Source organism: Streptomyces sp. NPDC059564 (assembly GCF_042735575.1).
GTDB lineage: Bacteria > Actinomycetota > Actinomycetes > Streptomycetales > Streptomycetaceae > Streptomyces.
On record NZ_JBHWBP010000106.1, the window covers coordinates 1 to 22,347 of the forward strand.

Below are 22,347 nucleotides of genomic sequence, written 5' to 3' on the forward strand. Positions count from 1 at the left end.
GGGGGCCCCCCCCCCCCCCTGGGGCGCCGCGCCGGACCGGAAACCGCCGACGGGGGGTACCCCCGTCAGGGGTACCGCCCGTCGCCATGCCACCGGCGGAGCCTAGTGGTGGCCGCCCTGCGCCTCGAGGCGCTTGTACGAGGCCTCGATCTCGGCCTCGGCCTCGGCGCGGCCGACCCAGTTCGCGCCCTCGACCGACTTGCCCGGCTCCAGGTCCTTGTAGACCTCGAAGAAGTGCTGGATCTCCAGGCGGTCGAACTCGGACACGTGGTGGATGTCGCGCAGGTGCTCGACGCGCGGGTCGGAGGCCGGCACACACAGCAGCTTGGCGTCGCCGCCCGCCTCGTCCGTCATGTTGAACATGCCGATCGCGCGGCACTTGATCAGGCAGCCCGGGAACGTCGGCTCGTCCAGGATGACCAGCGCGTCCAGCGGGTCGCCGTCCTCGCCGAGGGTGTTCTCGACGAAGCCGTAGTCCGCCGGGTAGCTGGTGGACGTGAACAGGCGACGGTCCAGGCGGATCCGGCCGGTCTCGTGGTCCACCTCGTACTTGTTCCGCGAACCCTTGGGGATCTCGATGGTGACGTCGAACTCCACGTCCTGCTCCTCCATGATCAGCTTCATTGCTTCGAGACTGCGTTTGATTCACCTGCGTGCGCGCCCCGCCCAGCCCTGCCGGGTGGGGTGCCATGCTCGCGGCAAGACGCAGTGGTTAAGTGTCCCTCACGCATATGTGTGATCGCGAAAGGGGCTGGTCCGAGGTGCCCTTGGCCAAGACATGGCAGCTCATCGCGGGGTCGGCCGTGGCCGGCCTCGCCCTCTCGGCCGCGGCGGTGGCCGCCGCCGGGCCCTGGGACTCCGGCCAGCGTAAGGCCGAGCGGGACAGGGCCGCCTCCTGGAGCCGCACGGGTGGCGCAGATCACGCCGCCGGAGGCCTGCCCCAGGCGGCGCCGAGCGCCCCCGGGGTGCTCGCCGGGATCGGCCCGCGGCCCGCGAACGCCGCGGTCGCGGCGCCCGACGCCCTCGCCGGGGCGCTGAAGCCGCTGCTCGCCGACCCGGCGCTGGGCACCGTACGCGGCGCCAGTGTGGTCGACACCGCCACCGGACGAGTGCTCTTCGAGTCCGGTTCGAGCGAAGCCATGACCCCGGCCTCCACCGTCAAGATCGCCACCGCGAGCGCGGCACTGGCCGCCCTCGGCCCCGAACACCGGATCCGGACCACCGTGACGCCCGGAGCGGGCCCCGGGGACGTCGTCCTGGTCGGCGGCGGCGACCCGTCCCTGACCGCCAAGAAGAAGAGCCCCGCCGGGTCCGGCGGCAGCCTCGTCGCCCTCGCCGCCGACACCGCCCAGGCCCTCAAGGCCGCCGGCACCGACACCGTCACCCTCGGCTACGACGACTCCCTCTACACCGGAGCCGTCCGCCACCCGATCGGCCGCAACGACAACATCGCGCCCGTCACCGCCCTCACCGCCGACGAGGGCCGCCCCGACGACTCGACCTCCGGACCCGTCGAGCGCTCCGAGGACCCCTCCAAGGACACCGCCCGCGCCTTCGCCGGCCTGCTGCGCGACCGCGGCATCAAGGTGAACGGCGAACCCGCCCGGACCAAGGCGCCCGCCGGGGCCCAGCCGCTCGCCACCACCCTCTCCACCCCGCTCGCCGGGCTCGTCGAGCGGATGCTGACCAACAGCGACAACGACATCGCCGAGGCCCTCGCCCGCCAGACCGCCCTCGCCGCCGGACAGCCCGCCGGCTTCGAGGGCGCGGAGAAGGCCGTCGCCGACAAGCTGGCCTCCCTCGGGGTCGACGTCACCGGCACCCGCTTCGCCGACGGCAGCGGCCTCAACCGGGCCGACAAGGTCACCACCCGCCTCCTGACGGGCCTCCTCGCCGCCGCCGCCGACCCCCGCCACCCGGAGCTGCGGCCCGTCCTCACCGGACTGCCCGTCGCCGGCTTCACCGGCACCCTGCGCGCCCGCAACGCCGGCACCTCCCCGGCCGCCGGCCTGCTCCGGGCCAAGACCGGCACCCTCACCGGGGTCAACTCCCTCGCCGGAACCGTCGTCGACCCGTCCGGGCGACTGCTCGCCTTCGCCTTCCTGACGGCGGGCGCCGCGGACGGCCCGGCCGCCGAGAAGGGCCTCGACAAGCTCGCTGCCGCCGTGGCCACCACCTCGTAGGGGGATCCGCAGAAGCGCCGGTCCACGTACGGTTGACGCATGACGAGCATCGGTGGTGCGGAGATGGTCGACTGGAACCTCGCGGTGGCGACCGCGACCCGGCTCGTGCGGCCGGGTCCGGAGGTCAGCCGCGACGAGGCGCGGGCCGTGGTGGCGGAACTCCGCCGGCACGCCCGGACCTCCGAGGAGCACGTGCGCGCGTTCACCCGGATGATGCCCGAAGGCGTCGTCCTCCCCGGCACCCCCGTCCTCGTCGTCGACCGGGCCGGCTGGGTCAAGGCCAATGTCGCCGGCTTCCGCGAACTGCTGGGCCCACTGCTCGGCAAGATGCAGGACCGCCGGGCGGGCGCCCCCGGCGGCGCCGTCCTCGGCGCGGTCGGCGGCAAGGTCACCGGCGTCGAACTCGGCATGCTGCTGAGCTTCCTGGCCTCCCGCGTCCTCGGCCAGTACGAGACCTTCGCGCCCGCCCTCCCCGACCTGCCGGGCAGCTCCACCACCGGCGGCCGGCTGCTGCTCGTCGCGCCCAACATCGTGCACGTGGAGCGCGAGCTGGACGTGCACCCGCACGACTTCCGGCTCTGGGTCTGCCTGCACGAGGAGACGCACCGTACCCAGTTCACGGCCGTCCCGTGGCTGCGCGCCCACCTGGAGGGCGAAATCCAGACGTTCCTCGGCGCCACCGAAATGGAACCCGGGGCCGTCCTGGAACGACTCCGCGAAGCCGTCCAGTCCTTCGCCGGAGCCCGCCCCGAAGCGGAGCGCGGCGACGAGGGCCGCTCGCTCGTCGAACTCGTCCAGACCCCTGAGCAGCGCGAGGTCCTCGGCCGCCTGACCGCCGTCATGTCCCTGCTGGAGGGCCACGCCGACTTCGTGATGGACGGCGTCGGACCCCAGGTGGTGCCCTCCGTCGCCGAGATCCGCGAGAAGTTCCAGCAGCGCCGCGCCACCGGCGCCGGCCGCCTCGACGCCGCCCTGCGCAAGCTGCTCGGCCTCGACGCCAAGCTCCGCCAGTACCGCGACGGCGAACGCTTCGTCCGCGCCGTCGTCGACCAGGTCGGCATGGACGGCTTCAACCGCGTCTGGACCTCGCCGAACACCCTGCCCACCAAGGCGGAGATCGCCAAGCCCGCGGACTGGGTGGCGCGCGTGCACCGCAAGGGGAGCACGGGGAGCGAAGAAAGGTGACGCGGGGGGCGTAAACATGTCTCACTGGGGGAAGCAGCATCACCCGTCCGAGGGACCGTGGGCCGTGGAAGGGCGTGCGATGCTCGGGGAACGGCTCGCCTCTGTCACCATCGACGCACTCTGAGTGACGAACGGCACCTCCCGCGCAACACCCTCACCCTCCGAGCATCCGAACTCCACGAAGGGCACCGGACATGGGTCCCCATCCTGCGGTCGCGGCGATACGCCTGGCGGTCCGCCGCGTACTCCACGACGTCCTCAACGACCTCACCGACCTCCCCCCGACACCCTCCCGGGGGATCCCCCGCGCCGCAACCGGCACCCCGCCGCTCGTCCTCGTCGCCTGCTCCGGCGGCGCCGACTCCATGGCACTCGCCTCCGCCCTCGCCTTCGAGGCCCCCAAGCTCGGCATCCGGGCCGGCGGCGTCACCGTCGACCACGGCCTCCAGGCCGGCTCCGACCTGCGCGCCGCGGAGGTCGTCACCCGCATGACCGCGCTCCGCCTCGACCCGGTGGAGTCCGTCGCCGTGCGCGTCGGCCGCGACGGCGGACCCGAGGCCGCCGCCCGCGACGCCCGCTACGGCGCCCTCGACGAGGCCGCCGACCGGCTGGGCGCCGCCGCCGTGCTGCTCGGCCACACGCGCGACGACCAGGCCGAAACCGTCCTGCTGGGCCTCGCGCGCGGATCCGGCATCCGCTCGCTCTCCGGCATGGCCGAAGTCTCGGGAGGTCCGGGCCGCACCCACCGCTACCGCCGCCCCTTCCTCCAGATCGACCGGCAGACCGCCCGCAAGGCGTGCATGGTCCAGTCCCTCCCCGTCTGGGACGACCCGCACAACATCGACCCCGCCTACACCCGCTCCCGGCTGCGCCACGAAGGGCTGCCCGCCCTGGAGAAGGCGCTCGGCAAAGGAGTCGTAGAGGCGCTCGCGCGCACCGCCCAGCTCTCCCGGGACGACGCCGACGCCCTCGACGCCTGGGCCGCCGACGCCGAGGCCGGCGTACGCGACGAGGACGGCCGCCTGGAGTGCGCCAAGCTGTACGCCCTGCCCCCGGCCGTCCGCCGCCGGGTGCTGCGCAGGGCCGTGGTCGCGGCCGGATCCCCCGCGGGTTCGCTCTTCGCCCGGCACATCGAGGAAGTCGACCGCCTCATCACCGGATGGCGGGGCCAGGGCGCCATCAACCTGCCCGGCCGCGTCGAGGCCCAGCGGCAGGGTGGCAGACTTGTCATCCGGCAGGGCTGATTGGTGCTGAAACACGGCTGAGTCCTCCGGGGTCACCCCCCGGAGCCCCGGCCGACAACGAAAGTGATGCGGGTGGACGAGAAGGACATGGGCAACGACCTCCAGTCGGTGCTCATCACCAAGGAAGAGATCGACGCGAAGCTGGCCGAGCTGGCCGCGAAGATCGACGCGGAGTACGCGGGCAAGGACCTGCTCATCGTCGGTGTGCTCAAGGGCGCCGTGATGGTGATGGCGGACCTGGCGCGCGCCTTGTCCACCCCGCTCACCATGGACTGGATGGCGGTGTCCTCCTACGGCGCCGGGACCCAGTCCTCGGGCGTCGTCCGGATCCTCAAGGACCTGGACACCGACATCAAGGGCAAGCACGTCCTGATCGTCGAGGACATCATCGACTCGGGCCTGACCCTGTCCTGGCTGCTGTCCAACCTGGGCTCCCGCGAGCCGGCCTCCCTCAAGGTCGTCACGCTGCTGCGCAAGCCCGAGGCCGCCAAGGTCGCGATCGACGTCGAGTGGGTCGGCTTCGACATCCCGAACGAGTTCGTCGTCGGCTACGGCCTCGACTACGCGGAGAAGTACCGCAACCTGCCGTTCGTCGGCACGCTCGCCCCGCACGTCTACGGCGGCTGAAAACCCCGGCCGACGGTAACGTCGGCCACCCCGCCGCTTCCGCCCCCCGGGGGAACCTGGGGGCGATTCCCTACGTTGAGGAGGGGAAGCGGGTCTGTCAGCCGTCCCACGAGGCCGCGGGTGACAATACAGGGGTACATTCCGAAGAACAGTCTTTACTCACAGCAGCATTTACCTACGGGCAGGAGGGACGGGGTGCCTGGCGCCCCGTATGGATGGACGTGAAGCGATACTTCCGTGGGCCGGTCATGTGGATCGTGCTGGCCGTCCTCGCCGTGGTCGTGTTGATGAACGTCGTCGGCTCCGGCGGCGGCTACAAGTCGGTGGAGACCAGCGAGGTCATCAAGGCGATCAACAGTGGCCAGGTGGACAGCGCCAAGCTGACCACCGGTGACAGCCAGATGATCAAGATCGAGCTGAAAAAGGGCCAGAAGCTCGGCAACAACGACGGCACCAAGTTCCAGGCCAACTACATCGGGGATCAGGGCGTTCAGCTCGCCCAGAACCTCCAGACCAAGTTCGAAGCCGGTCAGATCCCTGACGGGTACTCGGTCACTCCGGACAAGACCAGCCCGTTCCTGAGCGTGCTGCTCTCGCTCCTGCCCTTCGTCCTCATCGTCGTCGTGTTCCTGTTCCTGATGAACCAGATGCAGGGCGGCGGCTCCCGGGTCATGAACTTCGGGAAGTCCAAGGCGAAGCTCATCACCAAGGACACCCCGAAGACGACGTTCTCCGACGTCGCGGGCGCGGACGAGGCCGTCGAGGAACTCCACGAGATCAAGGAGTTCCTCCAGGAGCCGGCGAAGTTCCAGGCCGTCGGCGCCAAGATCCCCAAGGGCGTGCTGCTCTACGGCCCGCCCGGCACCGGCAAGACCCTGCTCGCGCGTGCCGTCGCGGGCGAGGCAGGCGTTCCGTTCTACTCGATCTCCGGTTCCGACTTCGTCGAGATGTTCGTCGGTGTCGGTGCCTCGCGTGTCCGCGACCTGTTCGAGCAGGCCAAGGCCAACGCGCCGGCGATCGTCTTCGTCGACGAGATCGACGCCGTCGGCCGGCACCGCGGTGCGGGCCTCGGCGGCGGACACGACGAGCGCGAGCAGACCCTCAACCAGCTGCTGGTCGAGATGGACGGGTTCGACGTGAAGGGCGGCGTCATCCTGATCGCCGCCACGAACCGCCCCGACATCCTCGACCCGGCGCTGCTGCGCCCGGGCCGTTTCGACCGGCAGATCGCGGTCGACCGGCCGGACATGCAGGGCCGTCTGGAGATCCTCAAGGTCCACCAGAAGGGCAAGCCGGTCGCTCCGGACGTCGACCTGGGTGCTGTCGCCCGTCGTACGCCCGGCTTCACCGGTGCCGATCTCTCCAACGTCCTGAACGAGGCCGCGCTGCTCACGGCCCGCTCGGACAAGAAGCTGATCGACAACCACTCGCTGGACGAGGCGATCGACCGCGTCGTGGCGGGCCCGCAGAAGCGGACCCGGATCATGTCGGACAAGGAAAAGAAGATCACCGCGTACCACGAGGGCGGACACGCCCTGGTCGCGGCGGCCTCCCCGAACTCCGACCCGGTCCACAAGATCACGATCCTGTCCCGCGGCCGGGCCCTGGGTTACACCATGGTCCTGCCCGACGAGGACAAGTACTCGACCACGCGCAACGAGATGCTCGACCAGCTGGCGTACATGCTGGGCGGGCGCGCGGCCGAGGAGCTGGTCTTCCACGACCCGACGACCGGCGCGGCGAACGACATCGAGAAGGCCACCGCCACGGCGCGGGCCATGGTCACGCAGTACGGCATGACCGAGCGTCTCGGTGCGATCAAGTTCGGCGGCGACAACACCGAGCCGTTCCTGGGCCGCGAGATGTCGCACCCGCGGGACTACTCGGAAGAGGTCGCGGCGCTGGTCGACGAAGAGGTCAAGAAGCTCATCGAGACCGCGCACAACGAGGCCTGGGAGATCCTGGTCGAGAACCGGGACGTCCTGGACAACCTGGTCCTCGCGCTGCTGGAGAAGGAGACGCTGAACAAGGAGCAGATCGCCGAGATCTTCTCCACGATCGTGAAGCGTCCGGCCCGTCCCGCGTGGACCGGCTCCTCCCGCCGCACCCCCTCCACCCGTCCGCCGGTGCTCTCTCCCAAGGAGCTCCAGCTGACGAACTCCGCCAACGGCACCTCGGCGGCCTCGGCCGCCTCGCCCGCCGTGTCGGTGGAGAAGGCCCCGGAGCCCTCCCCGGAGGAGCGTCCGGACGCCTGATCAGCCCCGGAATGGATGCCGCGCCCCCCAGGTTCTAGCCTGGGGGGCGCGGCGCTTTTTCCGGGCGCGCGTGTGCGGACAGGAACGAGGATGAGATGACCGACCCAGTGACCCTGACCGGTGGCGAGGGCACGATCGGCGAGTTCGACGAGAAGCGCGCCGAGGCGGCGGTCCGTGAGCTCCTGATCGCGGTCGGCGAGGACCCGGACCGCGAGGGGCTCCTGGAGACCCCGGCGCGCGTCGCGCGGGCGTACAAGGAGATATTCGCCGGCCTGTACCAGAAGCCGGAAGAGGTCCTGACGACGACGTTCGACCTCGGCCACGACGAGATGGTCCTGGTGAAGGACATCGAGGTGATGTCGAGCTGTGAACATCACCTGGTCCCCTTCCACGGCGTGGCCCACGTGGGCTACATCCCGTCCACGGACGGCAAGATCACCGGCCTGTCGAAGCTGGCCCGCCTGGTGGACGTCTTCGCCCGCCGCCCCCAGGTCCAGGAGCGGCTGACCACACAGATCGCCGATTCCCTGATGGAGATCCTGGACCCGCGCGGCTGCATCGTGGTCATCGAGTGCGAGCACATGTGCATGACCATGCGCGGGGTCCGCAAGCCCGGCGCCAAGACCATCACCTCGGCGGTCCGCGGCCAGCTCCGCGACCCCGCGACCCGCGCCGAGGCCATGAGCCTCATCATGGCGCGCTGACGGGACCCTGACCGGCCGGAGAGCCGCCCGGGCCGCCGGGTCCGCCCCGGGCGCCGCTGAGCCGCCTCAGGCGCCTCACGGGCCCCGGGTGTCTCAGGCGGTGGCCGGGGCCTTGTTCGGGTCGTCGTCCTCGGGGAGCTTCAGGACGTGCTCCAGGAAGAGGGCGGCGGCGATGACGGCGGCGCCCGCGAGGACGGAGCCGCCCGCGTACCAGGCCTGGTCGCGGCGGGCGGGGACGTCGAGGGCGTCGGTCAGCAGGAAGACGCCGACCCCGCCGTACATGCCCGCCACCAGGGCCGCGACCAGGGCGCTGGCCTGACCGAAGACCACCGCGCGGGCCGCCATCAGCGGCTCGACCCCCTTGGCCCCCGGACGGCGCTCACGCTGGGCCTTCAGCCGGCCGCGCAGGGACAGTGCGGTGGCGAACAGCACGACGGCGATGACCGCCAGCACGATCGGCGCGGCCAGCGGAACGCCCGGCAGCGTGCCGTACGCGTTCCACAGCCGGGCGCCCGCCCAGGACAGCACCCCGGCGATCACGAAGATGCCCGCCAGGACCGCCGGCCTCAGTTGCTTCACTTGCCCGTTCCCCACTCTCAGTGACTGGCCGCATGGCCGTGAACAGGCTACTAACGACTACTCCGGGAGGCGGAGTTCCAGGTCGGGGCGTGCCGTGATGCCGGTCAGGCCGATTCCGGCCAGGAGGGAGGCGACGGGGCCGTGGCCGGGGAGCTGGGCCTCGGGGTCGACGTCGTGCCAGGGGGCCAGGACGAAGGCGCGCAGGTGGGCCCGGGGGTGGGGGAGGGTGAGGACGGGGTCGTCGGAGACCACGTCGGCGTACGCGACGATGTCGACGTCGATCGTGCGGGGGCCCCAGCGCTCCTCGCGGACGCGGTCGAAGGCCTCCTCGATGGCGTGGCCGCGCTCCAGCAGGCTGGAGGGGGGCAGCGTGGTCTTCACCAGCGCCACGGCGTTGAAGTACGAGGGCTGCGAGCCGGGCTCGACGCCCCACGGCTCGGTCTCGTAGACGGGGGAGACGGCCTTGACCCGCAGGCCGGGGGTGTCGCCGAGGGCGTCGATGGCGCCCTGGAGGGTGTCCAGGCGGTTGCCGAGGTTCGCGCCGAGCGCGATGACGGCCCATTTGGGGTTGGACAGCGTCACGTCCGCCGCGTCGACCGCCTCGACGACGGAGGCGGGTACCGGCTGGACGGTGGGGTCGCCCTGGGCGTTCATGCCGTTGTTCATGCGCGGCTCCGGGTGATCGTGATGGTCACGTCGTCGAAGGGGACGGTGATCGGCGCGTCCGGCTTGTGGACGACGACCTCCACCTGTGCCACCGCTTCGTGCTTCAGGCACTGCTGGGCGATCCGCTCGGCGAGGGTTTCGATCAGGTCGACCGGCTCTCCCCGGACCACGTCGACGACCTCCTCGGCCACGACCCCGTAGTGCACGGTCTTGGCCAGGTCGTCCCCGGCGGCCGCGGGGCGGGTGTCGAGGTGCAGCACGAGGTCGACGATGAAGGTCTGGCCTTCTTCGCGCTCCCGGGGGAAGACGCCGTGGTGCCCGCGAGCCTTGAGGCCGCGCAGTGCGACACGATCCACGCGAATCACTCCTGCTTTCGTAGGTGCTTCCGGTCCCGGGGCTCCCCGGGGCCATGGGCCTACGCCGAGTGCGGTCGGCGTCGTCCACCTTCGAATTTACCTGCGATAAACCTTCGGCCCCGCCCGTGGGGTCAGTCGGTGCCCGCTTCGTCCTCGTCATCGGAGTCCGTGAGCACCGGAGAACCGTGGTGGGACCAGAGCCGCCAGCCTTCCGGTGTGCGTCGGAACACATTCGTGGCGACGACGAGCTGGCCGACGAGCGGTCCCAGTTCCCCGGCCTCCTCGGCGGGGCCGCCGCTGAGGATGTTCTCGGTGCACGTGACCAGGGCGGTGTCGCCTATGAGGGCCACCTTGGTGTCGGTGAGGAAGAACTGGATGTACTCGGTGTGGGACATGATCAGCGCGTACGAGCGCAGCACCTCGCCCCGCCCGGAGAGCACCGGCCAGCCCGGGTGCACGCAGGAGATCTCGTCCTCGAGCCAGAGCGCCGACAGCGCCTCGAAGTCCCCCTGCTCCATGGCCGCGTAGAAGGCCGAGTTGACCTCTTCGACGGCTTCGATGTCGGTACGGCTCACCGTGCCCCTTCCCTGTCTGTCCGGCGGGTCACAGTGCCCCTTCCACGGCGCGGGCCACCCGAACCGCGTCGGCGGTCGCCCGTACCTCGTGCACCCGTACGGCCCAGGCGCCCTGGTGGGCGGCGATGGCCGAGACGGCGGCGGTGGCGGCGTCCCGCTCGCGCGCCGGCGGCGGGGCGGCGTCGGCGGTGCCCGCCAGGACCCGGCCGAGGAAACGCTTCCGCGAGGCGGCGACCAGCAGCGGGAAGCCGAGCTCGCGCAGCTCGCGGAGGTGGGCGACCAGGGCCAGGTCGTGCTCGGCGTTCTTCGCGAAGCCGAGGCCGGGGTCGACGACGAGCCGCTCGGGGGCGATGCCGCCCGCGACGACGGCGTCGATGCGGGTGCGGAGTTCCGCGGTGACCTCGGCGAGGACGTCCTCGTAGACGGCGAGGCTGTTCATGCCGTCGCTGAAGCCGCGCCAGTGCATGACGACGAACGGCACTTCGGCGGCCGCGACCGCCGGGATCATGCCGGGGTCGGCGAGGCCGCCGCTGACGTCGTTGACGAGGGTGGCGCCGGCCGCGACGGCCTGGGCGGCGACGGCCGCGCGCATGGTGTCGACGGAGACGGTGACGCCTTCGGAGGCGAGGCCGCGTACGACGGGCACGACCCGGCGCAGCTCCTCCTCGGCGTCGACGCGGGAGGCGCCGGGGCGGGTGGACTCGCCGCCGACGTCGACGAGGTCGGCGCCCTGGGCGACGAGGTCGAGGCCGCGCTTGACGGCGGCGGTCGTGTCGAACCAGCGGCCGCCGTCGGAGAAGGAGTCCGGGGTGACGTTGACGACGCCCATGACTCCGCAGCGGTCCCAGTCGGGCAGGCCCGTCACCAGGCCCCTGGAGGCGGGCCCGCGGTTGGTGTTCATGAGGTCCAGGGTAGAGCCCTTGCCCTGGCCGGGCGGTTCGTGGTGGCGGGGCCCCGGCCGGGTGGGGTTCCGCTGCGCGGGCTGCTCCCCGCCCCGCCCTTCGCCCGTTCCCCGGGGCTCCGCCCCCAGACCCCCGCGCCTCAAACTCCCCCGGCTACCGCTGGGAGGTACCCCCGGGCGGGGCTGGAGATGGCCGGCGGCGCCGGGTATGACAAACGCCGGCGGGGCTGGGAGATCCAGCCTCGCCGGCGTTCAGGGCGTGGGAGGGGTGAGGGTCAGGCCGCCTGGACTTCGCGTTCCTTCTGGGCCGGGACCGTCGCGTGCGTGTGGGCGCAGGTGCGGACCGGCTTGGGGCGGCGGCGGGAGGCGAACAGGCGCGGCAGGGCCAGCGTCACGAAGCCCTCGGCCTGCATCGCGGCGAAGCCGATGCGCGGCAGGTCGCGGGTCTGCCGGAAGACCACGAAGCGGGGCTCCCAACGGGGCTTGAACTTCGCGTTGAACTTGTACAGCGACTCGATCTGGAACCAGCGGGACAGGAAGACCAGCAGGCCGCGCCACATCCGCAGCACCGGTCCGGCGCCGATCTTCTCGCCGCGGGCCAGCGCCGAGCGGAACATCGCGAAGTTCAGCGAGACCTTCTCGATGCCCAGCGACGGGGACGCCTCCAGGGAGGCCACGATCAGCAGCTCGTTCATGCCGGGGTCGGCCGCGCGGTCGCGCCGCATCAGCTCCAGCGACATGCCGTCCTTGCCCCAGGGTACGAAGTGCAGGACGGCCTTCAGGTCGCCGAAGGGGCTGGTGTCGCCCTCCTCCACGCGGTGCGCGGTGGCGATGAAGCAGTCGCCGTCGTCCGGGTCGCCGACCCGGCCCAGCGCCATGGAGAAGCCGCGCTCGGTGTCGGTGCCGCGCCAGGCCTCGGCCGCGCCGCGGACCTGCTCCAGTTCCCGCTCGGTCAGCTCGCTGACCCGGCGGACCTTGGTGGTGTAGCCGTTGCGCTCGATGCGCTTCACCATCTGGCGGACGTTGCGCATGGCGCGGCCCGAGAGGGAGAAGTCTTTGACGTCGACGATCGCCTCGTCCCCGAGTTCCAGGGCGTCCAGGCCCGTCTCGCGGGTCCAGACCTCGCCGCCGGTCTCGCTGCAGCCCATGACGGCGGGGGTCCAGGAGTGGGCCTTGGCCTCCTCCATGAACCGCTCGATCGCGCCGGGCCAGGCCTCGACGTCGCCGACCGGGTCGCCGGAGGCGAGCATCACACCGGAGACGACGCGGTAGGTGACGGCCGCCTTGCCGCTGGGGGAGAAGACGACGGCCTTGTCGCGGCGGAGCGCGAAGTGGCCCAGCGAGTCGCGGCCGCCGTGCTTGGCGAGCAGCTCGCGCAGCTTCGCCTCGTCGTCCGCGGTGAGCTGCGCGGCCGGGTGCTCGGGGCGGAAGGCCAGGTAGATGGTGGTGACGGCGGTCAGCATGCCGAGGGCGCCGAGCGAGTACCCGACCGTCCAGGACACGCGGCCCACGTAGTCGACGGGACCCTCGAAGCCGAAGAGCCCGTAGACGACGTGGCTGACCTGCTCGTACAGGCTCGGGTGGCCGACGACCTTGCCCGGGTGCACGTTGACGATCACCAGGCCGAGGCCGATGGATCCGGCGCTGAGCAGCACGAAGTTCGCGAGCGCCTTCCAGCGGCTGCGCGGGTCCGGCAGGGCCTTGAATTCACCCTGGTGGCGCACCAGCAGCGCGAGGAGCACGGCCGCGATGACCACGCCGATGACGGAGTGGCGGTACGCGAACTGCGCCGCGGCGCCGGCCGGCAGCAGGATCACGGAGGCCCGCCAGGCCCGCCGCTTGCGGCGCTTGAGGCCGTGTGCGAGCAGCAGGATGAGGACGCCGGCGCTGATGGACAGGGCTGCGGCGAACGGGCCCAGGGATCCGGGCAGTACTTCGGTGACCGCGTGGATCCGGCTGTGACGGAACCGCGGGAAGACGCCCGCGGCGATGTCCAGCAGACCGACGATCATGACGGCTGTGCCTACGAGGCCGGGGACTGCCTCGGGTCGTGGACCTCGGAGGATTCGGCTGACCCGCTTCGGAACCTGTCCGGACTTATCGCCATCTATCCTGCTAGACATCGCTTCCCGTTGCTCCGCGAGAGATCATGTGGCCGAAGGCCGCGACAGCCTCCGGAGTGTGGTGCGTCCACTAGGACGACATCGAGGAGGAGCGGGTTCACTCTTCCGTCGGAAAAAACTAGTCCTGCCATCAGAAAGTCGACTGACTGCTCATGGGTCTCACCAGTAATACGGTTCTGGTCCTGGCCATCATCGCCGGTGTGTTGCTGTTCGGGGTGACGGTCTGGTTCTGGCCGAAGCTCTCCGGCCGCTCCTGGCGCTCGATCGTCGGCCGGATCGGCCTCCTGCTCGCGACCCAGCTGGCGCTGTTCTCGGCGGTCGGTCTCGCGGCTAACAAGTCGTTCCTCTTCTACGGCTCCTGGGCCGACCTGTTCGGTCAGGAGACGGCCATCGGCAAGGTCGTCGACCACTCGATGAGCAGCAAGGACATCAAGGTCATCGACAAGCAGAAGCTTGACGTGCCCGGCGGCGGCAAGCCGCAGGTCGGTGGTCAGATCCTGAAGGTTGCCATAACCGGGCAGAAGTCGAAGATAACGAGTCCCGGCTACGTCTGGCTCCCGCCGGAGTACTTCCAGCCCCAGCACAAGGAGCAGAACTTCCCGGCGTCCATCGTCCTGACGGGTTACCCGGGTACCGCCGAGAACCTGATCAAAGGGCTGAACTACCCCATGACGGCCTTCAAGCAGGCCAAGCAGGGCAAGATGAAGCCGATGATCCTGGTCATGCTGCGCCCGACCATCGCGCCGCCGCGCGACACCGAGTGCGTGGACATACCGGACGGCCCGCAGACCGAGACCTTCTTCGCGCAGGACCTGCCGCAGGCCATCCAGAGCACCTTCCGGGTCGGCAAGAAGCCGCAGAACATGGGCTTCATCGGGAACTCCACGGGCGGCTACTGCGCCCTGAAGATCGCCGCGCACTACCCGCAGACCTTCGGTGCGGCCGTCGGCCTGTCCGCGTACTACAAGGCGGCGGACGACGCGACGACCGGTGACCTGTTCCGCGGCGACGACAAGCTGAAGAAGCGCGCGGACGTGCTGCACAGCCTGGCGAACAAGAAGCCGACCGGTACGTCCTTCCTCGTCACCACCAGCGAGAAGGGCGAGGACAACCTGAACGACACCAAGAAGTTCCTGAAGCTGGTCAAGGGCCCGGACCGGGTCTCCTCGATCATCCTCGACAGCGGCGGCCACAACTTCAACACCTGGCGCCGCGAGATCCCGCCGATGCTGGTGTGGATGAGCGGTCGCATGCAGGCCTGAGCCCTCTGGGGGACAGGCTCAGGGCCCGACTCCGGTCGGGCCCTTTCCGGTTGTCCGCCCGGCCTCCGTGTGCCTAGGCCTCCTGCAGGTGGGCCCGGCGCAGTGCCCGGTGGACGTCCTCCGGGGTCAGTACGCCGACCAGCGTGCCGGTGTCCGGATCCGTGACGCCGATCCGCCCCGAGTCCTCCTGGAGCAGGGCCGCGAGGGCCTCGCGCAGCGAAGACCCGAGGGCCACGGACGCGGCCGGGGCGGAACCCGCCGCCGGGGCCACGTCGGCCGCCGCGACGGGGGTGACGGCGAGCCGCTTGAGGCCGCGGTCGGCGCCGACGAACCGGGCGACGTACTCGGTGGCCGGCGCCCCGAGCACCTCGGCGGGCCGGGCGAACTGCTCGATGGTGCCGCTGCCGTAGACCGCGATCCGGTCGCCGAGCCGGACGGCCTCCTCCAGGTCGTGCGTGACCAGCAGGATCGTCTTGCGGACGGTGCGCTGGAGGGTCAGGAACTCGTTCTGGAGCCGTTCGCGCACCACCGGGTCCACCGCGCCGAAGGGCTCGTCCATCAGCAGCACCGGCGGGTCCGCCGCGAGCGCGCGGGCCACGCCGACGCGCTGGCGCTGGCCGCCCGACAGCTGGTCCGGGTACCGGCCCCCGTACACGGCCGGATCCAGCCCCACCAGTTCGAGCAGCTCCGCCGCCCGTGCGCGGGCCTTGGCCTTCGGGGTGCCGATCAGCTGGGGCACGGTCGCCGTGTTCTCCAGCACCGTCTTGTGCGGGAACAGTCCGACCTGCTGGATGACGTAGCCGATCCGGCGGCGCAGCTCGACCGGGTCGGCGGCCGCGATGTCCTCGCCGCCGAGCAGGATCCGGCCCGACGTGGGCTCGATCAGCCGGTTGACCATCTTCATCGTGGTCGTCTTGCCGCAGCCGGACGGGCCCACCAGCGTGACCAGCTCACCCTCCGCCACCTCGAAGGACAGGTCCTCGACGGCCGTGGTCCCGTCGGGGTAGCGCTTGGTCACATGCTCGAATCGGATCACACCGCCATCCTCCCTCACCCGTCCGCTCCGGTCGGCGAAGGGAATGTGAGAAGAGTGTTACGTCGTACGAACGGTTCCGGCCATTGTCGGCGGTGGAGGTTATGGTCACTCGAGGGTGCGCGTTCGAATGGACGTACGTGCTGTGAGAGGTCGGAGGGGAGGGTGAGGCGCATGGCCGGGCAGAACTGCCTGGTGGCGAACGACTGGATCTGCTGGGACTACGTCAGCTCCCGCTCCCAGGAACTCACCGACGCCACCCTGCAGCACGTCTGGATCACCGGAGTGTCGGTGCTCATCGGCGTCGCCGTCTCCGTCCCGCTCGCGCTGCTGGCCCGCCGCGGCCGCCGCTGGGCGGCCCCCGTGCTCGGTCTGACCACCCTGCTCTACACGGTCCCCTCGCTCGCCATGTTCTCGCTGCTGCTGCCCTTCTTCGGGCTCTCGGCGGCCCTGGTGGTGACCGGGCTCGTGCTGTACTCGCTGACCATCCTGGTCCGCAACGTGCTCGCCGGCCTGGAGGCCGTCCCCGAGGACGTACGGGAGGCCGCGCGCGGGATGGGCTACGGCCCCACCCGGCTGCTGTGGCAGGTCGAGCTGCCGCTGGCGCTGCCCGCGCTGCTCGCCGGGGTGCGGATCGCGACCGTCTCGACGGTGGCCCTGACCACCGTCGGCTCCATCGTCGGCAAGGGCGGGCTGGGCAACCTGATCGCCCCGGCCGTCAACAGCTCCTTCAAGGCCCAGGTGCTCACCGCCTCCGTGCTGTGCGTGCTGCTGGCGCTCGTCGCCGACCTGCTGCTGCTCGGGGTGCAGCGGCTGCTGACGCCGTGGACCCGGGCGTCGGCCCGTTCCGCGAAGGGGGCCTGAGGCCGTGGGCATACTGGGACAGACCTGGGACTGGCTCGCGGACGGCGCCAACTGGTCGGGGGAGAGCGGTGTCTGGCACCGCCTCGGCGAGCACGTCTACGTCAGCGGGATCGCCCTGGCCATCGCCTGCGCGGTGGCCCTGCCCGTCGGGCTGTGGCTCGGCCACCTCGGCAAGGGCGGCGCGCTCGCCGTCAACATCTCCAACGCCGGCCGGGCCGTCCCGGTCTTCGCGGTGCTGGCCCTGTTCATGGTCTCGCCGCTGCGCAGCGCCGGCTACCTGCCGACGATCGCCGCGCTGGTGCTGTTCGCCGTACCGCCGCTGCTGACCAACGCGTACGTGGGCATGCGCGAGGTGGACCGCTCGGTGGTCGAGGCCGCCCGGGGCATGGGCATGTCCGGCCGCCAGCTGTTCCTGCGGGTGGAACTGCCGCTCGCGCGCGGCCTGGTGATGACCGGCCTGCGCTCGGGGTCCGTGCAGGTCATCGCCACCGCCACGATCGCGGCGATGGTCGGGCAGGGCGGCCTGGGCCGGATCATCACCGCCGGCTTCAACACGTACAACACCCCGCAGGTCGTCGCGGGGGCGCTGCTGGTCGCCCTGCTGGCCCTGCTGGTGGAGGGCGCGCTGGTGGCGACGGAGCGACTGCTGCCGCGCCGCCCGGCGGCCCGCTGACCCCTTTCGTCCCCTTCATTCCTTTTGTTCCCCCTTTTTCCGTAGGAGCTTTGATGAGCAAGTCCACGCGCATCCTCGGCGCGACCCTGGGCGCGGTGGCCCTGACCGTTTCGCTCAGCGCGTGCGGGGGCGACAGCCTGGAGAAGAGCAAGGACGGGGGCTCCCCGGCGGCCGCGTCCCCGCCCGCGGGGGGCTCCAAGGGCAAGATGGTGATCGGCGCGGCCGGCTTCACCGAGTCCAACGTGCTGGCCGAGCTGTACGAGCAGCTGCTCAAGCAGGAGGGCTACGCCACCTCCATCACCACGGTCAGCAACCGCGAGCTGTACGAGCCGTCGCTGGAGAAGGGCGAGATCGACGTCGTCCCGGAGTACGCGGCCACCCTCGCGGAGTTCCTCAACGCCAAGGTGAACGGCTCGAACGCGCCGAAGGAGAAGCCGGTCGCCTCCAGCGACGTGGCGGCGACGGTCGCGGCGCTGGAAAAGCTCGCCGGACCGCTCGGGCTGAAGGCCCTCCCGGCGGGCGCGGCGGTGGACCAGAACGCCTTCGCGGTGTCCAAGGAATTCGCGCAGAAGAACAACCTGAAGACCCTTTCCGATCTTGGCAAGTCGGGGCTGAAGGTGAAGATCGCGGCGGGTGACGAATGCTCCGTCCGTCCCTTCTGCGCACCCGGTTTGGAGAAGACGTACGGAATCTCGGTTTCCGGCATCGATCCCAAGGGCGTCGGCACCCCGCAGGCCAAGCAGGCCGTCAAGGACGGGGTGGACCAGCTGGTGCTGACGACCACCACCGACGCCACGCTGGACAGCTTCGGTCTGGTCCTGCTGGAGGACGACAAGAAGCTCCAGAACGCCGACAACGTCCTGCCCGTCGTCAACGCCAAGGACGCCGGGACCCCGGAGGTCGCGGCCGCGCTCGCCAAGCTCACCAAGGTGCTGACGACGGCCGACCTCGTCGAGCTGAACCGGAAGGTCGACGCGGAGCGCGCGAAGCCGGCGGACGTCGCGAAGGCCTACCTGGAGGCCCAGGGCCTTCTGACGAAGTAGCAGTTACCGGATTGATGGAGAATCGTGCGATAACTGCCCGGCAAGAGATTGCCGGGCGGGTATCCCGCGCACTGTCCACGCCCTGTAAATTTCAGGCCATGCCCCGTGGACGCCACCGCAATCCCGAGCCCCTCCACCGACTTCTCACGCCGACGGCCGTCGCCGGGGTTTCCGTCGCCAGTGCCGGCGCGGCCTGGCTGCTCGCGGAACCGCTCGCGCTGCGCCTGCTCGTGGCCCTCACCGCGGCCGCGGGCGTGGGCGGCGCCGTGCTCATGCGCTCCTGGGACCGGGCCGCCGGCCGCCGGGTCGCGGAGCTCGCGCGCGAGCGCGTCAAGGACGAGTGGAAGACGGACGAGCGGATAGCCGAGCTCGAATCCGATCTGGAGGAGGCGCGCGTCCTGCGTGCCAAGCTCGACGCCAAGCTGCGCGCCAAGCGGGTCGAACTCGCGGGCCTGCGGGGCGAGCACGCCGCCCTCCTGCGCCGGTACGCGACCGCCGAGACCGAGCGCGCCAGCGCCCTGGAGAAGCGCCGGCTGCTGGCCATCGAGGCGGCCGCGCCCCCGGCCGCCGGGCCGAAGGAGCTTCCGGCGGTCTCGCAGGAGCGCACCGGCAGCGGCGCCCCCACGGCCGTCGGCTACGCCCGGGCCAACGCGGCGCTGGTCGCCCTGCTGCGCAAGGCGGAGGCGAACGCCGCGGGTACCGCCGGACCGAAGGCCCTGGCCGCGGCGCCGGGCACGGGCGGCGGAGTTCCGGTCTCCGAAGCAACCGCGCACACCCGTACGGCCGGTGGCGGCCCCGCGGCGACGGTCCCGGCGCGCCGCCCGGCCGCGGCGGTGGCCCCGTACGCGGCCCCGCGCCGCTCCGCCTCGCGCGTCGAGGGCGGCTTCGACTTCTTCGGTACGAAGACCACCGCGCAGGCCCGCGCCGCCATCGAGTCCGTGCAGAACGAGGACCTGGCCGACGTGGTCGGGGCCGAGGTCCTCGCCGTGCACAAGGCGGAGTCCGCGGGCGCCGCGTCGGGGCCGGAGTTCAAGCCGGTCACGCCCGAGCAGCGCGCGCTGGGCCAGGTCATCGACCTGACCGCCCACGACGAGACCGAGCCGATCGACGTCGTCGGCCTGCGCACGGCCATCTCCTAGAACGCCATCTCCCAGAACGCCGTCTCCCAGAACGCCGTCTCCCGGGCCGCCGCCCGCTAGAAGAGCGGCAGCTGCCCCGGATGCGGGCCGAGCGTGAACCCGTCCAGCGTCGGAGCCGTGGCGCCGAGCATCACCCGCGCCCGCGAGCCGGGGCAGGACACCAGGTCGCCGCGCCCGCGCCCGGCCGGGGGGTCGTGGCGGGCGATCCGGCCGGCCGTCACGGCGCAGTCGCGGCCGCAGGCGGGGCAGGCCCGCCGGGGGGAGTGGGACATGCCCCCAGTCTGCCCTGCCCCACCGACAGCGCGGCGCTCAGCCGGCCCGGGAGGTCACCCGGGCCTCGTGGGCGCGGGTGACCCGGGCCCAGAGGGCGGTGCGGTCCTCGGGGGTCAGGTCGTCGTTGTCACGCCGGAAGACCGTGGCGAGGGCCTCGTAGAACTCCTCGGGCGTGTCCAGTTGCCGCTCGGTCGTCCCCTTCAGCGCGTCGATCCGGCGCAGCACCCGCCCGCGCAGCACGTCCACGCCCTCCGCGTCACGCCGGAACAGCGCGAGGGTCCGTACGAACGGGGAATCCGGCGAGGTGGACAGCCAGGAGTGCAGCGCCTCGAAGTCGGCCGTCGCCGCCGGGGCGTCGCGGAAGTTCATCCGGGGCATGTGCATGTCGGGGCTGAGGAGGCTCCAGCCCGCGCCCTCGCCCTCCAGCGGCTCCAGGCGCCGCATCTCGTAGCGGAACCCGCCCTGTTCGTACGTGCCCTCGCGCAGCGGCAGCGGCTCGTACGGGCTGTCGCCGAACCCGACGTCCACCCAGTACGCCGCCCCGTCGACCCGGACGGTCAGGGCGAGGTGCCCGCCGCTGACCTCGCGCGAGGCGGGGTCGCGGTACACGCCGCCGACGTGCCGGGTGACGTCGTAGCCCAGGGATTCCAGGAGCAGCGCGAAGGCGCCGTTGAGGTGGTAGCAGTAGCCGCCGCGCCCGGCGGCGATGCGCCGGGCGGACCGCTCGGGGTCGATGCCGGGCGGCCGGCCCAGCTGGATGTCGATGGTGTCGTAGGAGATCCGCTCCAGGTGCGCGCGCTGGAGCGCGAACAGCCCGGCGGTGGTCGGGGCTCCGGGATCGATGACGCCGAGACGGCGCAGGTAGCCGTCGAATATGTCAGAGATCATCCGGTCACCCTAGGTGCGGCGACCGCCCCGACTCCCCTTGTTTCAACGCTATTTGTCAATATCGCCGACGACGAAGAACAGCGAGCCCAGGATCGCCACCATGTCCGCGACGAGCTGTCCCGGCAGCAGCACGGCCAGGGCCTGGATGTTGTTGAAGGAGGCGCTGCGCAGCTTCAGCCGGTACGGGGTCTTCTCGCCCTTCGAGACGAGGTAGTAGCCGTTGATGCCGAGCGGGTTCTCGGTCCAGGCGTACGTGCTGCCCTCGGGGGCCTTCAGCACCTTCGGCAGCCGCTGGTTGACCGGCCCCGGCGCCAGCTCGTCCATCCGGTCCAGGCAGGCCACCGCGAGTTCGAGGGCGTTGTGCGTCTGGTCGAGGAGGACCTCGAAGCGGGCCAGGCAGTCGCCGTCGGTACGGGTGACGACCTTGAGGACGTCCTGGAGCTCCCCGTAGGCGAGGTACGGCTCGTCGCGGCGCAGGTCGAAGTCGACGCCGGAGGCGCGGGCGATGGGGCCGGAGACCCCGTACGCGTGCACCGCCTCGGCGGACAGGACGCCGACGCCGCGCGTGCGGCCGCGGAAGATCTCGTTGCCGTGGACGAGCTTGTCGTAGACGTCCATCCGGGTCCGGACGTCGGCGATGGCCGCGCGGGCCCGGCCGAGCCAGCCGGCGGGGAGGTCCTCCTTGAGACCGCCGACGCGGTTGAACATGTAGTGCATGCGGCCGCCGGAGATCTCCTCCATCACGGCCTGGAGCTCCTCGCGCTCGCGGAACGCGTGGAAGATCGGGGTGATCCCGCCCAGCTCCAGGGGGTACGAGCCGAGGAACATCAGGTGGTTCAGGACCCGGTTCAGCTCGGCGAGGAGCGTACGCATCCACACCGCGCGCTCGGGGACCTCCATGCCGAGCATCCGCTCGACGGCCATGACGACGCCGAGCTCGTTGGAGAACGCGGACAGCCAGTCGTGGCGGTTGGCCAGCATCACGATCTGGCGGTAGTCGCGCGCCTCGAACAGCTTCTCCGCGCCGCGGTGCATGTAGCCGACCACGGGTTCGGCGCTGACGATGCGCTCGCCGTCCAGGACGAGCCGCAGGCGCAGCACGCCGTGCGTGGAAGGGTGCTGGGGTCCGATGTTGAGCACCATGTCGGTGCTCTCCGCCGCACCGCCGATGCCGACCGTGGTCTCCGTCATGGGCGCATTGTCTCAGTCCTAAGGTGGGGGGATGGATAGCGGGACGAAGCGTGAGACGGGCGAGCCCGGGTGGGTGGGGCTGCCGGGTGGGCTGCTCACGCTGCGGCGGCTGCTGCTGGTGTTCTGGACGGTGCTGCTCGCGGTGGCGACCGGCGTGTCGCTGGGGCTGCTGGCCGGGCCGGTGTGGGCGCTGTTCGGAGTGGTCTGGCTGGGGGTCCTGGCCTGGGGGTGGGTGATGCTCGGGCGGAACTGGCGGTCCTGGCGGTACGCCGAGCGGGCCGATGACCTGCTGATCAGCCGGGGTGTGCTGTGGCGGGAGCAGACCGTGGTCCCGTACGGGCGCATGCAGCTGGTGGAGGTCACCTCCGGGCCGCTGGAGCGGCGCTTCGGGCTGGCCTCCGTACAGCTGCACACGGCCGCCGCCGCGTCGGACGCCCGGATCCCGGGGCTGGTCCCGGCGGAGGCGGAGCGGCTGCGGGACCGGCTGACGGAGCTGGGCGAGGCAAGGTCGGCGGGGCTGTGACGGGGCGCTCCGCGGGGGAGCAGGGTCAGGGGGATCCGGCGATCGAGCCCCGCCGGCGTT

23 protein-coding genes are annotated in these 22,347 nt (G+C 71.4%); 12 read left to right on the forward strand and 11 right to left on the reverse strand.

What is annotated here, in order from left to right; translation table 11 throughout:
• Positions 1-102 precede the first annotated feature (102 nt).
• Entirely contained in the window at positions 103-597 is a 495-nt protein-coding gene (locus ACFV0Q_RS19560) for an inorganic diphosphatase (RefSeq protein WP_266672831.1), read from the reverse strand.
• Between the two features lie 134 nt (positions 598-731).
• Here ACFV0Q_RS19560 and dacB point away from each other — a divergent pair, with 134 nt between their 5' ends.
• The 6 genes from dacB to folE all read left to right on the forward strand — a co-directional run bounded on the left by dacB (position 732) and on the right by folE (position 8,198).
• Positions 732-2,183: a D-alanyl-D-alanine carboxypeptidase/D-alanyl-D-alanine-endopeptidase gene (gene dacB / locus ACFV0Q_RS19565; protein WP_385006941.1), complete on the forward strand. Its 1,452-nt coding sequence runs from the start codon at positions 732-734 to the stop codon at positions 2,181-2,183.
• Between the two features lie 39 nt (positions 2,184-2,222).
• The gene (locus tag ACFV0Q_RS19570; RefSeq protein WP_385006943.1) at positions 2,223-3,368 is read left to right on the forward strand and encodes a zinc-dependent metalloprotease; all 1,146 of its coding nucleotides are present in this window, start codon (positions 2,223-2,225) and stop codon (positions 3,366-3,368) included.
• A 194-nt stretch (positions 3,369-3,562) separates the two neighbouring features.
• Positions 3,563-4,612 (forward strand): tRNA lysidine(34) synthetase TilS, encoded by a 1,050-nt coding sequence (gene tilS, locus ACFV0Q_RS19575; RefSeq protein WP_385006945.1) that lies wholly within the window; start codon positions 3,563-3,565, stop codon positions 4,610-4,612.
• 66 nt (positions 4,613-4,678) lie between these two features.
• Positions 4,679-5,239 (forward strand): hypoxanthine phosphoribosyltransferase, encoded by a 561-nt coding sequence (gene hpt / locus ACFV0Q_RS19580; RefSeq protein ID WP_385006947.1) that lies wholly within the window; start codon positions 4,679-4,681, stop codon positions 5,237-5,239.
• A 215-nt stretch (positions 5,240-5,454) separates the two neighbouring features.
• Complete coding sequence (gene ftsH, locus ACFV0Q_RS19585; protein WP_385006949.1) at positions 5,455-7,494, forward strand: ATP-dependent zinc metalloprotease FtsH; 2,040 nt, start codon at positions 5,455-5,457, stop codon at positions 7,492-7,494.
• A 95-nt stretch (positions 7,495-7,589) separates the two neighbouring features.
• Positions 7,590-8,198: a GTP cyclohydrolase I FolE gene (folE, locus tag ACFV0Q_RS19590; protein ID WP_385006951.1), complete on the forward strand. Its 609-nt coding sequence runs from the start codon at positions 7,590-7,592 to the stop codon at positions 8,196-8,198.
• Positions 8,199-8,291: 93 nt separating this feature from the next.
• On the opposite strand, the gene ACFV0Q_RS19595 is transcribed toward folE, so the two are convergent.
• The 6 genes from ACFV0Q_RS19595 to ACFV0Q_RS19620 all read right to left on the reverse strand — a co-directional run bounded on the left by ACFV0Q_RS19595 (position 8,292) and on the right by ACFV0Q_RS19620 (position 13,398).
• Positions 8,292-8,777 (reverse strand): DUF3180 domain-containing protein, encoded by a 486-nt coding sequence (locus ACFV0Q_RS19595; RefSeq protein WP_385006953.1) that lies wholly within the window; start codon positions 8,775-8,777, stop codon positions 8,292-8,294.
• Between the two features lie 57 nt (positions 8,778-8,834).
• Positions 8,835-9,443, reverse strand: coding sequence for a 2-amino-4-hydroxy-6-hydroxymethyldihydropteridine diphosphokinase (gene folK / locus ACFV0Q_RS19600; protein ID WP_385006955.1), 609 nt, complete (start codon positions 9,441-9,443; stop codon positions 8,835-8,837).
• Entirely contained in the window at positions 9,440-9,799 is a 360-nt protein-coding gene (folB, locus tag ACFV0Q_RS19605) for a dihydroneopterin aldolase (protein WP_351815760.1), read from the reverse strand. Before folB ends, folK begins: the two co-directional genes overlap by 4 nt.
• 131 nt (positions 9,800-9,930) lie before the next feature.
• Positions 9,931-10,374 carry a nuclear transport factor 2 family protein gene (locus tag ACFV0Q_RS19610; protein WP_385006957.1) on the reverse strand — a complete coding sequence of 148 codons (444 nt, stop codon included), beginning with the start codon at positions 10,372-10,374 and terminating at the stop codon, positions 9,931-9,933.
• 28 nt (positions 10,375-10,402) lie between these two features.
• Positions 10,403-11,275: a dihydropteroate synthase gene (gene folP / locus ACFV0Q_RS19615; RefSeq protein WP_385006959.1), complete on the reverse strand. Its 873-nt coding sequence runs from the start codon at positions 11,273-11,275 to the stop codon at positions 10,403-10,405.
• A gap of 275 nt (positions 11,276-11,550) precedes the next feature.
• A complete protein-coding gene (locus ACFV0Q_RS19620) occupies positions 11,551-13,398 on the reverse strand; it encodes a phosphatidylglycerol lysyltransferase domain-containing protein (protein WP_385006961.1) in 1,848 nt (615 codons plus the stop codon).
• Positions 13,399-13,550: 152 nt separating this feature from the next.
• Here ACFV0Q_RS19620 and ACFV0Q_RS19625 point away from each other — a divergent pair, with 152 nt between their 5' ends.
• Complete coding sequence (locus tag ACFV0Q_RS19625) at positions 13,551-14,660, forward strand: alpha/beta hydrolase (RefSeq protein ID WP_385006963.1); 1,110 nt, start codon at positions 13,551-13,553, stop codon at positions 14,658-14,660.
• Between the two features lie 73 nt (positions 14,661-14,733).
• Here ACFV0Q_RS19625 and ACFV0Q_RS19630 read toward each other — a convergent pair whose 3' ends face one another.
• On the reverse strand, positions 14,734-15,696 hold the full coding sequence (locus ACFV0Q_RS19630) for an ABC transporter ATP-binding protein (RefSeq protein ID WP_385006965.1): 963 nt from the start codon (positions 15,694-15,696) through the stop codon (positions 14,734-14,736).
• Between the two features lie 171 nt (positions 15,697-15,867).
• Here ACFV0Q_RS19630 and ACFV0Q_RS19635 point away from each other — a divergent pair, with 171 nt between their 5' ends.
• The 4 genes from ACFV0Q_RS19635 (at position 15,868) to ACFV0Q_RS19650 (ending at position 19,412) form a co-directional block, all read left to right on the forward strand.
• A complete protein-coding gene (locus ACFV0Q_RS19635) occupies positions 15,868-16,557 on the forward strand; it encodes an ABC transporter permease (protein ID WP_385006967.1) in 690 nt (229 codons plus the stop codon).
• 4 nt (positions 16,558-16,561) lie between these two features.
• Positions 16,562-17,230, forward strand: coding sequence for an ABC transporter permease (locus ACFV0Q_RS19640; RefSeq protein WP_385006968.1), 669 nt, complete (start codon positions 16,562-16,564; stop codon positions 17,228-17,230).
• 53 nt (positions 17,231-17,283) lie between these two features.
• Positions 17,284-18,273 carry an ABC transporter substrate-binding protein gene (locus ACFV0Q_RS19645; protein WP_385006970.1) on the forward strand — a complete coding sequence of 330 codons (990 nt, stop codon included), beginning with the start codon at positions 17,284-17,286 and terminating at the stop codon, positions 18,271-18,273.
• A 98-nt stretch (positions 18,274-18,371) separates the two neighbouring features.
• Positions 18,372-19,412 (forward strand): hypothetical protein, encoded by a 1,041-nt coding sequence (locus tag ACFV0Q_RS19650; protein ID WP_385006972.1) that lies wholly within the window; start codon positions 18,372-18,374, stop codon positions 19,410-19,412.
• 56 nt (positions 19,413-19,468) lie between these two features.
• Here ACFV0Q_RS19650 and ACFV0Q_RS19655 read toward each other — a convergent pair whose 3' ends face one another.
• From ACFV0Q_RS19655 to ACFV0Q_RS19665, 3 genes are read right to left on the reverse strand one after another with little or no spacing between them, the layout of a single operon-like run.
• Positions 19,469-19,684 (reverse strand): hypothetical protein, encoded by a 216-nt coding sequence (locus tag ACFV0Q_RS19655; RefSeq protein ID WP_385006974.1) that lies wholly within the window; start codon positions 19,682-19,684, stop codon positions 19,469-19,471.
• A 37-nt stretch (positions 19,685-19,721) separates the two neighbouring features.
• Positions 19,722-20,573: an arylamine N-acetyltransferase gene (locus ACFV0Q_RS19660; RefSeq protein ID WP_385006977.1), complete on the reverse strand. Its 852-nt coding sequence runs from the start codon at positions 20,571-20,573 to the stop codon at positions 19,722-19,724.
• 48 nt (positions 20,574-20,621) lie between these two features.
• Positions 20,622-21,764, reverse strand: a complete 1,143-nt coding sequence (locus tag ACFV0Q_RS19665; RefSeq protein ID WP_385006979.1) for an NADH-quinone oxidoreductase subunit D — start codon at positions 21,762-21,764, stop codon at positions 20,622-20,624.
• A gap of 31 nt (positions 21,765-21,795) precedes the next feature.
• On the opposite strand from ACFV0Q_RS19665, the gene ACFV0Q_RS19670 reads away from it, so the two are divergent.
• Positions 21,796-22,287, forward strand: coding sequence for a PH domain-containing protein (locus ACFV0Q_RS19670; RefSeq protein WP_385006981.1), 492 nt, complete (start codon positions 21,796-21,798; stop codon positions 22,285-22,287).
• Positions 22,288-22,347: the final 60 nt, after the last annotated feature.

Coding starts and splice junctions, on each gene's coding strand:
- tilS (WP_385006945.1), top strand. CDS start 3,563: ATGGGTCCCCATCCTGCGGTCGCGGCGATACGCCTGGCGGTCCGCCGC.
- ACFV0Q_RS19620 (WP_385006961.1), bottom strand. CDS start 13,398: ATGTCTAGCAGGATAGATGGCGATAAGTCCGGACAGGTTCCGAAGCGG.
- hpt (WP_385006947.1), top strand. CDS start 4,679: ATGCGGGTGGACGAGAAGGACATGGGCAACGACCTCCAGTCGGTGCTC.
- ACFV0Q_RS19665 (WP_385006979.1), bottom strand. CDS start 21,764: ATGACGGAGACCACGGTCGGCATCGGCGGTGCGGCGGAGAGCACCGAC.
- ACFV0Q_RS19655 (WP_385006974.1), bottom strand. CDS start 19,684: ATGTCCCACTCCCCCCGGCGGGCCTGCCCCGCCTGCGGCCGCGACTGC.
- ACFV0Q_RS19650 (WP_385006972.1), top strand. CDS start 18,372: ATGCCCCGTGGACGCCACCGCAATCCCGAGCCCCTCCACCGACTTCTC.
- ftsH (WP_385006949.1), top strand. CDS start 5,455: ATGGACGTGAAGCGATACTTCCGTGGGCCGGTCATGTGGATCGTGCTG.
- ACFV0Q_RS19660 (WP_385006977.1), bottom strand. CDS start 20,573: ATGATCTCTGACATATTCGACGGCTACCTGCGCCGTCTCGGCGTCATC.
- ACFV0Q_RS19570 (WP_385006943.1), top strand. CDS start 2,223: ATGACGAGCATCGGTGGTGCGGAGATGGTCGACTGGAACCTCGCGGTG.
- folP (WP_385006959.1), bottom strand. CDS start 11,275: ATGAACACCAACCGCGGGCCCGCCTCCAGGGGCCTGGTGACGGGCCTG.
- ACFV0Q_RS19635 (WP_385006967.1), top strand. CDS start 15,868: ATGGCCGGGCAGAACTGCCTGGTGGCGAACGACTGGATCTGCTGGGAC.
- ACFV0Q_RS19645 (WP_385006970.1), top strand. CDS start 17,284: ATGAGCAAGTCCACGCGCATCCTCGGCGCGACCCTGGGCGCGGTGGCC.
- dacB (WP_385006941.1), top strand. CDS start 732: ATGTGTGATCGCGAAAGGGGCTGGTCCGAGGTGCCCTTGGCCAAGACA.
- ACFV0Q_RS19670 (WP_385006981.1), top strand. CDS start 21,796: ATGGATAGCGGGACGAAGCGTGAGACGGGCGAGCCCGGGTGGGTGGGG.
- folE (WP_385006951.1), top strand. CDS start 7,590: ATGACCGACCCAGTGACCCTGACCGGTGGCGAGGGCACGATCGGCGAG.
- ACFV0Q_RS19625 (WP_385006963.1), top strand. CDS start 13,551: ATGGGTCTCACCAGTAATACGGTTCTGGTCCTGGCCATCATCGCCGGT.
- folK (WP_385006955.1), bottom strand. CDS start 9,443: ATGAACAACGGCATGAACGCCCAGGGCGACCCCACCGTCCAGCCGGTA.